This is a genomic window from Rhodopila sp. (assembly GCF_965276935.1).
GTDB lineage: Bacteria > Pseudomonadota > Alphaproteobacteria > Acetobacterales > Acetobacteraceae > Rhodopila.
This window is the reverse complement of sequence record NZ_CBDIBS010000001.1, coordinates 269,848-281,881: the sequence shown is the minus strand read 5'-3', so window position 1 is coordinate 281,881 and position 12,034 is coordinate 269,848. Positions and strand designations below refer to the sequence as shown.

Sequence of the window (12,034 nt, the reverse complement as noted above, 5' to 3'; positions counted from 1 at the left end):
AAAAAGCGGACACCTGATCAGCGGGTGCTTCCGCCTACCTGAACAGCACCCCGGCCGCCGCCTGCGCCGCGGCAACGACCGGGGCGGGAAACAGCAGGAAGAACGCGGTGAACACGCCGGTGACCGCGACCACGAACGACAGCGACGGCGGCCGCTGGTCGAAGCGTTCGGCGGCGGCGTCGAAATACATCACCTTGATGACACGGATATAGTAGTAGGCGCCCACGACGCTGGTCAGCACACCGATGATCGCCAGGGCCCACAAGCCGCCCTGCACCGCCGCCAGGAAGATATACAGCTTGGCGACGAAGCCCGACATTGGCGGAATGCCCGCCAGGCTGAACATGAACACCGCCAGCGCCAGCGCCAGCGCCGGATCATTCGACGCCAACCCCGCCAGGTCCGAAATCTGCTCCACCGCGCGTCCCTTCCGTCGCATCGCCAGGATGCAGCCGAAGGTGCCCGCGATCATGAACACGTAGATCACCATGTAGACCAGCGTGCCGCGCGCGCCGGCGGCTGATCCCACCGCCAGGCCGATCAGCGCATAGCCCATATGGCCGATCGAGGAATACGCCATCAGCCGCTTGATGTTGGTCTGCCCGATCGCCGCCAGGGCGCCCAACACCATGGACGCGATCGCGACGATCACCACCAGCAATTGCCACGCGCCCACCAGCGATGCGAACGACGTCCCCATCACCCGCAGCAGCAGCGACATCGCCGCGACCTTGGGCGCGGTGGCGAAGAACACGGTCACCGAGGTCGGCGCGCCCTCGTACACATCGGGCGTCCACATATGGAACGGCACGGCGGAAACCTTGAACGCCAGACCAACCAGCACGAAGACGATGCCGACCACCAGGCCGGCCGAAACCGTCGCTGGCGCCGCCAGCAGCGTATGCAGCGACATCAGGTCCATGGTGCCGGAGAACCCATAGACCAGCGATATGCCGTACAGCAGCAGCCCGGACGCCAGGCCGCTGAGCACGAAATACTTCAGGCCAGCCTCGGACGACCGCAGCTCGTCCCGGGCAAACGCCGCCAGTACATACAAAGCCAGCGACTGCAGCTCCAGCCCCAGATACAGCGTCATCAGGTTGCCGGCCCCGGCCATGAGCATCATGCCGATGGTCGAGAACAGCATCAGCACCGGAAACTCGAACCGCGCGATGTTCTGCGCCCGGTTCCAGCCAAGCGCCAGGATGGTCGACATCGCCGCGCCGGCGAGAATGAGGATCTGATTGAAGGCGCTGAACGGGTCGGCCACCAACTGGCCGTGAAAGCCGAAGCCGGTGGTGCGGGTCATCACCAGAAGCCCGGCGATCAGGAAGCCGCCGATGGTGAACATGGTGCACACAGCGTCGCGTCCGCCTGCCTGCGCAAGACGCCAAACACCAATGTCGCCATGCCGATGGCCGCCAGCACGATCTCCGGGAGAGCGATGGTCCAGTTCATCAATGCGCGATCCCGGCCAGCTTGGTGGTGACGGCCAGCGCCGCCGTATGCTGCTGCACCATGGCGCCCACCGAGGCATCGAAAAAGCTGGTGAAGCTGGATGGATAGATGCCCATCCACAAGGTCAGGCCGATCAGCGGCGCGAACAACGCCCACTCACGCGGACTGAGGTCCAGGATGTTCCGCAGGTCGTCGCGGGTGATGCGGCCGAAGATCACCCGGCGATACAGGTACAGCATGTAGGCCGCGCCCAGGATCATCCCCATGCCGCCTAGCAGCGACAGCCAGAAATTCACCTGCAGCGAGCCGATGATCACCAGGAACTCGCCGATGAAGCCGGAGGTGCCGGGCAGCCCGATCGTCGCCATCATGAACAGCATGAACACCAGCGCGTAGCCCGGCATGCGATCCGCCAGCCCGCCGTAGCGGGCAATGTCGCGCGTATGGATGCGGTCATAGACGACGCCGACCACCAGGAACAACGCGCCGGAGACGATCCCATGCGATAGCATCTGGAACAGTGCGCCGGTAATGCCCTGGACATTGAAGGTGAAGATGCCGATCGTCACCACGCCCATGTGCGCCACCGAGGAATAGGCGATCAGCTTCTTCATGTCGGTCTGCGCCAGCGCGACCAGCGACGTGTAGATCACCGCCATCACCGACAAGGCGAACATCAGGGGCGCGAAGGCCGCCGACGCCTGCGGCAGCATCGGCACCGAAAAGCGCAGGAACCCGTATGCTCCCATCTTCAGCAGCACGCCGGCCAGAATGACCGATCCGGCGGTTGGTGCCTCGACATGCGCGTCCGGCAGCCAGGTGTGCACCGGCCACATCGGCACCTTCACCGCGAAGGAGGCCAACAGCGCCAGGAACAGCCAGGTCTGCATGTGGGTCGGGAAGATCGTGTGCATCAGCGTGGTGATGTCGGTGGTGCCGGCCTGCAGCCACATGGCGACCAGCGCCAGCAGCATCAGCACCGAACCGGTCAAGGTGAACAGGAAGAACTTCACCGCCGCATAGACCCGGCGCGGGCCGCCCCAGACGCCGATGATCAGGTACATCGGGATCAGCACACCCTCGAAGAACATGTAGAACAGCACGAAGTCGGTGGCGCAGAACATGCCGACCATCATGGTTTCCAGGATCAGAAAGCTCAGCATGAACTCCCGCACCCTGGTGTGGATGGCGTCCCAGGCCGACAGGATGCAGATCGGCGTCAGCAGGGTGGACAGCAGCACGAACAGCACCGAGATGCCGTCCACGCCCATGCGGTAGCCGACCTTGAACTCGGGCAGCCAGGCGATGCTTTCGTTGAACTGGAAGCCGGGTTCGGCCGGATCGAATCGGACCCACAGCACCAGCGACAGCACCAGCACCAGCAGGCTGGTCCACAACGCGGTCCAGCGTGCGTTCGATGCGACGGTGGCCTCGTCGCCGCGCACCATCATGATCACCAGGCAACCCGCCAGCGGCAGCCAGGTGATCAAGGACAGGATCGGAAAGCCGGCGGCGTTGGTCACGGCGGTCATCCCATCACCAGCCCGATCATGAACACGGCGACCAGCACGACAACGCCGATCAGCATGACGAAGGCATAGACCGCCAGCGAGCCGGTCTGGATCTTCACCACCTCACGCGAGCCTTCGCCGGCCAGGGCAGCAAGACCATTCGGCACGCCGTCGATGATCTGCACGTCGCCGACCTGCCACAATCCGCGGGCCAGCCGCAACGTCGGCTGCACCAGGATCGCGTTGTACAGCTCGTCGAAATACCACTTGTTGAGCAGGAACCGGTAGACCGGCCCGAACGCACCGGCCAGGCGCACCGGCAGCAGCGGATTGACGACATACATCAGGAAGGCCAGCGCGAACCCGGCCAGCGCGAAGGCCAGGGGCGACAGATCGACCCAGGTCGGCACCTGCTCCAGGCTGGCGATGACCTGATTGTGCGGGTTGTTGACGATCGCGCCGTTCCAGAACGCGTGCCAGCCAGAGCCGATGAACCAGCCGTTCAGCGCCCAGCCGGCGCCGATCGCGCCGACCGAGAGCACCATCAATGGCACCAGCATCACCCAGGGGCTTTCATGCGCATGCTCCAGCGCGTGGTGATCGGCGTGCGACCGACCATGGAAGGTCATGAACAGCAGCCGCCCAGAGTAGAAGGCAGTCAGCAACGCCGCCAGCACGGTGCAGACAAAGGCGTACAGGCCGATTCCGGTGCCGGAGGCGTAGGTCGCGGCGATGATCGCATCCTTCGAATACGACCCGGCCAGCGGCGGGATCCCGGCCAGCGCCAGGCTGCCGATCCACATCGCCGCGCAGGTCATCGGAATGGTCCGCGCCAGCCCGCCCATCCGGCGCATATCCTGCTCATCTGACATCGCATGGATCACCGAGCCCGCGCACAGGAACAGCAGCGCCTTGAAGAAGGCGTGCGTGATCAGGTGGAACACCGACGCCTGATAAGCACCCACTCCGGCGGCGGCGAACATGTAGCCAAGCTGCGAACACGTCGAGTAGGCGATCACCCGCTTGATGTCGTTCTGCACGCAGCCGATGGTCGCGGCGAACAGCGCGGTCGATGCGCCGATGAACGTCACGAAGCCCAGCGCGGCCGGAGCATAGTCCATCAGCGGCGACATGCGGGCCATCAGGAAGACACCGGCGGTGACCATGGTCGCGGCATGGATCAGCGCGGAAACCGGGGTCGGCCCCTCCATCGCGTCCGGCAGCCAGACATGCAGGCCAAGCTGCGCCGACTTGCCCATGGCACCGATGAACAACAGGAAGCCGATCACCTCGAACGCCGGGAAGCTGGTGCCGAACAGCGCGTAGGTGTCCGCGCCGTGCTGCGCGACGGCGGGAAAGATCACCGGGAATTCCAGCGAGCCGAACTTGAAGAAGATCAGCGCCAGTCCGACGGCGAACGGCAGGTCGGCGATGCGGTTGACGACGAACGCCTTGATCGCGGCGGCGCAGGCGGACGGACGGTCATACCAGTAGCCGATCAGCAGGTAGGAACACAGGCCGACGCCTTCCCAGCCGAAGAACAACTGCGCCAGGTTGTCGGCGGTGACCAGCATCAGCATGGCGAAGGTGAACAGCGACAGGTAGGCGAAGAACCGGTAGCGCGGTCGCGTCTCGTGCCCCATGTAGCCGATCGAGTAGACGTGGATCAGCATCGACACGAACGACACCATCGCCACCATCACCGCCGACAGCGTGTCGAAGCGCAGCGCCCAATCAACGTGGAAGCGCCCGGCCTCGATCCAGGTGCCGAGGTCCAGCGCGCCGGCATCGGCGGTCCCACCGGTCAACTGGAAGAACGCCAGCGGCCCGCAGACCGCGGCGATCAGCATCCCGAGGATCGACGCCCCCGTCGCCGCACGGTCGCCGATCGCTCGGCCCAGCAGGCCGGAGATCAGCGCGCCGGCCAGCGGCGCGAAGACGGCGAGCGCGAACAGCATGATCAGCCCTTCATCAGGTTGACGTCTTCAACCTGGATCGACCCGCGGTTGCGGAAGTAGATCGTCAGGATGGCCAGGCCGATCGCCGCCTCGGCCGCCGCGACCGTCAGCACCAGCATCGCCAGCACCTGCCCCGCCAGGTCGTTCAACGCCGCCGAGAACGCCACCAGATTAAGGCTGACGGCGAGCAGGATCAGCTCGATCGCCATGAAGATGATGATGACGTTCTTGCGGTTCAGGAAGATCCCGAAGATGCCAAGAACGAGCAGGATCGCGGAGACCGTGAGGTAATGGCCGGTGCCGATGGTGCTCATGCGTGGCGTTCCTGTCGGCCGATGGCCGGGCGGATTGAAGCTGGAGCGACCTGATCGGAACCCGCTCCAAACGGCCAAGCTAGTTGCCTCATCAGCGTGTCATCGCCGACGGCCCGATGCTTCCGCCTAATGCCCATGGTCATGCTCCCCCGCCGCCGAATGGTCGACCAGCCGTTCCGGCTCGCCCACCTTGGGCCGCAGGAAACCACCGGATTGTGTCGTGCTGGCACCAAGCGACAAGGTCACCATGTCCAGCGTCTCGGCCACGGTGCGCGCGGTCTGGCGGGTGATGTCCTGCTGACGCGCGGTCTTGCGATCCCGCAGGGTCAGCACGATGGCGCCAATCATCGCCACCAGCAGGATCAGCCCGGCGGTCTGGAACAGCAGGATGTAGTCGGTGTAGATCACCTGCCCCAGCGCCTGGGTGTTGCTGACGCCGGTGGGCATCGGCGACATGTGGAACCGCACCGCGCCGGAGGTCAGCGTCCAGCCGCCAAGCACCAGCGCAAGTTCCACGAACAGCACCGCGCCAACCGTGGCGCCGACCGGCAGATAGCGCTGGAACCCGCTGCGAAGCTCGTCGAAATCCACGTCCAGCATCATCACCACGAACAGGAACAGCACCGCCACCGCGCCGACGTAGACAATGACCAGGATCATCGCCAGGAACTCGGCGCCGGCGATCAGGAACAGGGCGGCGGCGTTGAAGAAGGCCAGGATCAGGAACAGCACCGAGTGCACCGGGTTGCGGGCGCTGACCACCATTGCCGCCGACGTCAGAAGCACGGCGGCGAACAGATAGAACAGAAGCGTGGTGATCATCGGTAAGGCGCGTCCAGTTCCAGCCGGCGCGCGATCTCCGGCTCCCACCGATCGCCGTTGGCGAGCAGCTTTTCCTTGTTGTAGTACAGTTCCTCGCGCGTTTCGGTCGAGAACTCGAAGTTCGGGCCTTCGACGATGGCATCCACCGGACAGGATTCCTCGCACAGCCCGCAATAGATGCATTTGGTCATGTCGATGTCGTAGCGCGTGGTGCGGCGGGAACCGTCGGCGCGCGGTTCGGCCTCGATGGTGATGGCCAGCGCCGGACAGACCGCCTCGCACAGCTTGCAGGCGATGCAACGTTCTTCCCCATTCGGGTAGCGGCGCAGCGCATGTTCGCCCCGGAAGCGCGGGCTGAGCACGCCCTTCTCGTTGGGATAGTTGATCGTCACCTTGCGCTTGAAGAAGTAGCGCAAGGTCAGGCCCAAACCGGCGATCAGTTCGCTCATCACCAGGCTCCGCGCGGTGCGGTCGATGAATGACATGTCAGAACTCCGTCAGCGCGCAAACGCGCGCTCGGCTTACGTATTGGGCAGCCACCCAAACGCCGTCAATACGCCGGCGGTGAGCACCAGCCATAAAAGCGAGATCGGCAGGAACACCTTCCAGCCAAGCCGCATGAGCTGATCGTAGCGGAAACGCGGCATCGTCGCGCGCACCCACAGGAAGACGAACAGGCAGGCGCAGACCTTCAGCACGAACCAGATCACGCCGGGAACCCAGGTGAAGGGCACGACGCCAAACGGCGCCAGCCAGCCGCCCAGGAACAGGATGGTGGTCATCGCGCTCATCAGGATCATGTTGGCGTATTCGCCCAGGAAGAACAGCGCGAAGCTCATCGCCGAGTATTCAGCGAAGAAGCCGGCGACGATCTCCGATTCGCCCTCCGCGATATCGAACGGCGAGCGGTTGCATTCCGCCAAGGTCGAAATAAAGAAGATGATGAACATCGGAAACAGCGGCACGCAGTACCAGACGGTCCGTTGTGAGAGCACGATCTGCGTCAGGTTCAGGCTGCCGGCGCACAGCAGTACCGTGACCAGGACAAAGCCCATGGAGACCTCATAGCTGACCATCTGCGCCGCCGCGCGCAGCGCGCCCAGGAACGGGTACTTCGAGTTCGACGCCCAGCCCGCGATGATGATGCCATAGACGCCAAGCGAGGAAATCGCGAACAGATACAGGATGCCGACGTTGATATCGGCGATCGCCCAGCCGTTGTTGACCGGGATGACCGCCCAGGCGACCATCGCCAGCGAAAAGGTCAGCATCGGCGCCAGCAGGAACAGGAAACGGTTCGAGCCCGACGGGATGATGGTTTCCTTCATCAGCATCTTCAGCGCGTCGGCGAACGGCTGCCACAGCCCGAACGGGCCGACGATATTCGGACCCTTGCGCAACTGCATCGCGGCCAGGACCTTGCGTTCGGCGTAGGTCAGGTAGGCGACGCTGATCAGCAGCGGCACCAGCAGTGCCAGCGACTCCGCGAATGTCAGGATCACGATGCCAGTATTGGTATCGTGAAAAAACGCATACATCGCGTTACTCCGCGGCCATGACGGGGATTGGCGGCGCGGTTTCGGACTGTGCCTCCGTGCAGGCCGCCATGGTCGGGCTGCATCGGCTGATCGGATCGGTCATGTAGTAATTCTCCACGGTGGACGCCAGCGGCGCATCACCGAGGGCCGCCGGATCTCCGGCCGGACCCGTGGTATCGGAGCAGCCGAAGCGCGGCAGGTGGTTCAATCGGCCGAAGGACAGATTGACCTCGGTCAACCGGTTGCGCACCGCTTCGATCGTGTCGTACGGCAGGGTCTTGCCGATAACGGCGCTGAAGGCGCGCAGGATCTTCCAGTCCTCGCGCGCCTCGCCGGGCGGATACACCGCCATGAAGCCGCGCTGCACCCGGCCTTCGGTATTGACGTAGGTGCCGGCCTTCTCGGTATAGGCGGCCCCTGGCAGGATCACGTCCGCCCGCTTGGCGCCGGCATCGCCGTGATGGCCTTGATAGACCACGAAGGTGCCGGCGCCGATGCGCGCCGGATCAAACTCGTCCGCGCCCAGCAGCCAGAGGAAATCCACGCCATCGTCCAGCATCGCCTCGAACCCCTTGCCTTTTGGTCCCGGCAGGAAGGCAAGGTCCAGGGCCGCCATCCGGGAGGCCGCAGTGTGCAGCACATTGAAGCCATGCCAGTCGGATGTCAGCGCGCCGACCCGCGAGGCCAGCCGCCAGGCCGCGGCCAGGATGGCGCCACCGTCCGGCCGAACCAGCGCGCCCTGCCCGACGATGATCATCGGCCTTTTGGCGTCGCCCAAAACCTTGGCGAAGTCGTTAATCTTGGCGCAGTCGGGCGAGCCGTCATGCAGCGCGGTCAGCACCGACGGCGTCGAACCCAGCACGGTGATGGGATAGGTCAGGTCGGTGTTGGTGCCGATGACGCCAATCGGGATCGCGTTCGCCACCCAGGCCTTGCGGATGCGCGCATTCAGCACCGGCGCCTCGCGGCGTGGGTTGGAGCCGATGATCAGGATCGCGTCGGCGTCCTCGATCCCAGTAATGGACGTGTTGAAGGAATAGAAATCGCGCCGCCCGGCATCCAGCTTGGCGCCGTCCTGGCGGCAATCGAGGTTGGCCGAACCGAGATTGTGGATCAGATCCTTCAGCGCCACCATGCTTTCGGCATCGCACAGATCGCCGGCGATGGCGCCGATGCGCTCCCCTGGCAGCGTCTTCAGCTTCGCCGCGATGGCGGTGAACGCCTCGGCCCAGGTCGCCGCGCGCAGCTTGCCGTTTTCCCGCACCCAGGGACGGTCGAGCCGGCGGCGCTTCAAGCCGTCCAGCGCGAAGCGAGCCTTGTCGCCCAGCCACTCCTCGTTCACGTCGTCGTTGACACGCGGCAGGATGCGCAGCACTTCCGGGCCGCGCGCGTCGACGCGGATATTCGTGCCGATGGCGTCCAACACATCGATGCTGTCGACTTTCGTCAGTTCCCACGGCCGAGCGACATAGGCATAGGGCTTGGAGGTCAACGCGCCGACCGGGCACAGATCGATGATGTTGGCCGACAGTTCGGACCCCAGCGCCTTCTCGACATAGGTGGTGACTTCCATGGCCTCACCGCGGCGGGTGGCGCCAAGATCGGGCACGCCGGCAATTTCGGTAACAAAGCGAATGCACCGCGTGCAGTGAATGCAGCGGTTCATGTTGGTCTTCACCAGCGGCCCCAGGTTCTTGTCCGGCACGGCGCGCTTGTTCTCGGCGTAGCGGGAATGATCCATGCCGTAGCCCATGGCCTGGTCCTGCAGGTCGCATTCACCGCCCTGATCGCAGATCGGGCAATCCAGCGGGTGGTTGATCAGCAGGAACTCCATCACGCCGCGCCGAGCGTTGCGCACCATCTTGCTGTCGGTGTGAACCACCATGCCTTCGGCCGCGGGATAGCCGCAGGAGGCGATCGGCTTGGGCGGTGCCTTCTCCACCTCCACCAGGCACATGCGGCAGTTGCCGGCGATCGACAGCCGTTCATGATAGCAGAAGCGGGGAATTTCTACCCCCGCCTGCTCCGCCGCCTGCAGGATGGTCGAGCCGTTGGCGACCTCGACCGGAATGCCATCGATGGTAAGTTTGGGCATTACGCACTCTTCCGAAAAGCGGCGAGCAGATCGCTCACCAGGATACCGTCGATCCGCATCCGGTCCAGCTTGCAGCCGCTGATCTGCATGCCCCTGAGATCGGCGCCGCGAATTGTCGTACCCGCGAGGTTGACATCGTCGAACATCGCACCTGACAGGTTGACTGCGGTGAACCGCACGCCCGGCAACATGCCCTCGGTGAAGCTTGCGCGAGACAGGTTCATCTCGCGAATTGCTGCATCTGACAGGTTGATGTTCTGAATATCCGCTGAAGGCATCGCCACGTCTGCAAACCGCGCATCTTTAAGCATGCAGCGGGTAAAGGTCGAGCCGGACAGGTCGCTGTCCTTCGCGATGATCGGCTCGAACTTGTCAGTGACCTCCATGACCTACTCCGCCGCCATGCGCGGCGCACTGCGGCTTTTGTACGCGGCCATGCGTTCTTCCATCAGCGGGCGGAAATGCCGGATCAGCCCCTGGATCGGCCAGGCCGCCGCATCGCCCAGCGCGCAGATCGTGTGGCCTTCCACCTGCCGCGTCACCTGATCCAGAATATCGATTTCGGACGGGTCGGCGCGCCCCTCCACCATCCGGCTCATGACGCGCCACATCCAGCCGGTGCCCTCCCGGCACGGCGTGCACTGGCCGCAACTTTCGTGCATGTAGAACTTCGACAGTCGGGTGATCGCCTTGATCAGGTCGGTGGACTTGTCCATCACGATCACCGCCGCCGTCCCCAGCCCGCTGCGCACCGCGCGCAGGCTGTCGAAGTCCATCAGCACCTCATCGCAGACCGACTTCGGGATCAGCGGCACGGAGGCGCCGCCCGGTATCACCGCCAGCAGATTGTCCCAGCCGCCGCGCACGCCGCCGGCATATTTCTCGATCAGTTCGCGCATCGGAATGCCGAGTTCCTCCTCGACATTGCAGGGCCTGTTGACGTGGCCGGAGATGCAGAACACCTTCTCCCCCGCGTTGTTCGGCCGGCCGAGGCTGCTGAACCAGGCGGCGCCGCGGCGCAGGATGGTGGGCGCCACCGCAATCGACTCGACATTGTTCACCGTCGACGGACAGCCATACAGGCCGACACCCGCCGGAAACGGCGGCTTCATGCGCGGCATGCCCTTCTTGCCTTCCAGGCTTTCGAGCAGGGCGGTCTCCTCGCCGCAGATATAGGCCCCTGCCCCACGATGCAGGAACACGTCGTAGGCGTAGCCCGAGCCGCAGGCGTTCTTGCCGATCAGGCCAGCTTCGTAGGCCTCGTCGATCGCCGCCTGAAGCACCAGCGACTCGTTGTAGAACTCGCCACGGATGTAGATGTAGGCGGCGCTGGCGCCCATGGCGAAACCCGCGACCAGGCAGCCTTCGACCAGCTTGTGCGGGTCATGGCGAATGATGTCGCGGTCCTTGCAGGTGCCCGGCTCGGATTCGTCGGCGTTGACCACCAGATAGCACGGCCGGTCGGACTGCTTCGGCATGAACGACCACTTCAGGCCGGTCGGAAACCCTGCCCCGCCACGACCGCGCAGACCCGAATCCTTCATTTCCTGGATGATCACGTCGCGGCCACGCGCCAGGATCGCCGCGGTGTCGTCCCAGTCGCCACGCGCCCGCGCGCCTTTCAGCAGCGGATCGAACTGGCCATACAGGTTGGTGAAGATACGATCCTTGTCGTCAAGCATCCTGACGCTCCGGTCTGAAATTCAACGTCTTCAAGGTGGTCGCACCTCCCTCCGGCGCGGACGTCTGCCGCCCCGTCATCGAGCCCGGCGGCGGCCGTTCGCCCCGGCGCAGCGCCGCCAGCAACGCAGTAACTGTCTCCGCATCCAGGTCTTCATAGAAGTCGTCGTCCACCGCCAGGACCGGTGCGTTGACGCAGGCGCCGAGACATTCCACCTCGGTCATCGAGAACACACCATCGGCACTGGTCTCACCCCAGCCCTGGATGCCGGTGGCATCGCGGCAGGCCTGCGTCACCGCATCGGAGCCGCGCAGCCAACAAGGCGTGGTGGTGCAGACCTGCAAGTGATACGTGCCGATCGGTTCGGTGTTGAACATCAGGTAGAACGTGGCGACCTCGTAGACCCGGATGGCCGGCATCCCCAGCCTGTCGGCGACGGAATCCATCGCCTTGACAGGCACCCAGGCACTGCCGGTCTGCCGTTTCATCTGCCGCTGCGCGATATACAGCGCCGGCAGCACGGCGCTGGCCTGCTTGCCGGGCGGATACTTGGTGATCACCCGCGCGATCTCGGCTTCGCTTTCGGCATCGAGGGCGAAGTGGGCCGGCTGGTCGTCGGCCGCTTCCGTGCCTGCCGCTCTGTTCTCGCTTGCCATG

Annotated in this window: 10 protein-coding genes and 1 pseudogene; all 11 read right to left on the bottom strand. The window is 64.6% G+C overall.

What is annotated here, in order from left to right; translation table 11 throughout:
* Positions 1–34: 34 nt before the first annotated feature.
* A pseudogene (gene nuoN, locus ACQY4S_RS01290) lies at positions 35–1,458 on the bottom strand (NADH-quinone oxidoreductase subunit NuoN).
* The gene (locus tag ACQY4S_RS01285) at positions 1,458–2,990 is read right to left on the bottom strand and encodes an NADH-quinone oxidoreductase subunit M (protein ID WP_428483361.1); all 1,533 of its coding nucleotides are present in this window, start codon (positions 2,988–2,990) and stop codon (positions 1,458–1,460) included. The pseudogene nuoN and the gene ACQY4S_RS01285 overlap by 1 nt, the downstream one beginning before the upstream one ends.
* Positions 2,987–4,927 carry an NADH-quinone oxidoreductase subunit L gene (gene nuoL, locus ACQY4S_RS01280; RefSeq protein WP_428483360.1) on the bottom strand — a complete coding sequence of 647 codons (1,941 nt, stop codon included), beginning with the start codon at positions 4,925–4,927 and terminating at the stop codon, positions 2,987–2,989. Before nuoL ends, ACQY4S_RS01285 begins: the two co-directional genes overlap by 4 nt.
* A gap of 2 nt (positions 4,928–4,929) precedes the next feature.
* A complete protein-coding gene (gene nuoK / locus ACQY4S_RS01275) occupies positions 4,930–5,241 on the bottom strand; it encodes an NADH-quinone oxidoreductase subunit NuoK (protein WP_428483359.1) in 312 nt (103 codons plus the stop codon).
* A 126-nt stretch (positions 5,242–5,367) separates the two neighbouring features.
* Entirely contained in the window at positions 5,368–6,063 is a 696-nt protein-coding gene (locus ACQY4S_RS01270) for an NADH-quinone oxidoreductase subunit J (RefSeq protein WP_428483358.1), read from the bottom strand.
* Positions 6,060–6,548, bottom strand: a complete 489-nt coding sequence (nuoI, locus tag ACQY4S_RS01265; protein ID WP_428483357.1) for an NADH-quinone oxidoreductase subunit NuoI — start codon at positions 6,546–6,548, stop codon at positions 6,060–6,062. The genes ACQY4S_RS01270 and nuoI overlap by 4 nt, the downstream gene beginning before the upstream one ends.
* Positions 6,549–6,584: 36 nt before the next feature.
* Positions 6,585–7,601 (bottom strand): NADH-quinone oxidoreductase subunit NuoH, encoded by a 1,017-nt coding sequence (gene nuoH / locus ACQY4S_RS01260; protein WP_428483356.1) that lies wholly within the window; start codon positions 7,599–7,601, stop codon positions 6,585–6,587.
* 4 nt (positions 7,602–7,605) lie between these two features.
* Positions 7,606–9,696 carry an NADH-quinone oxidoreductase subunit NuoG gene (gene nuoG, locus ACQY4S_RS01255; protein WP_428483355.1) on the bottom strand — a complete coding sequence of 697 codons (2,091 nt, stop codon included), beginning with the start codon at positions 9,694–9,696 and terminating at the stop codon, positions 7,606–7,608.
* Entirely contained in the window at positions 9,696–10,082 is a 387-nt protein-coding gene (locus ACQY4S_RS01250; RefSeq protein WP_428483354.1) for a pentapeptide repeat-containing protein, read from the bottom strand. The genes nuoG and ACQY4S_RS01250 overlap by 1 nt, the downstream gene beginning before the upstream one ends.
* A 3-nt stretch (positions 10,083–10,085) precedes the next feature.
* The gene (gene nuoF, locus ACQY4S_RS01245) at positions 10,086–11,378 is read right to left on the bottom strand and encodes an NADH-quinone oxidoreductase subunit NuoF (RefSeq protein ID WP_428483353.1); all 1,293 of its coding nucleotides are present in this window, start codon (positions 11,376–11,378) and stop codon (positions 10,086–10,088) included.
* Complete coding sequence (locus tag ACQY4S_RS01240; RefSeq protein ID WP_428483352.1) at positions 11,371–12,033, bottom strand: complex I 24 kDa subunit family protein; 663 nt, start codon at positions 12,031–12,033, stop codon at positions 11,371–11,373. The genes nuoF and ACQY4S_RS01240 overlap by 8 nt, the downstream gene beginning before the upstream one ends.
* Between the last annotated feature and the right edge of the window lies 1 nt (position 12,034).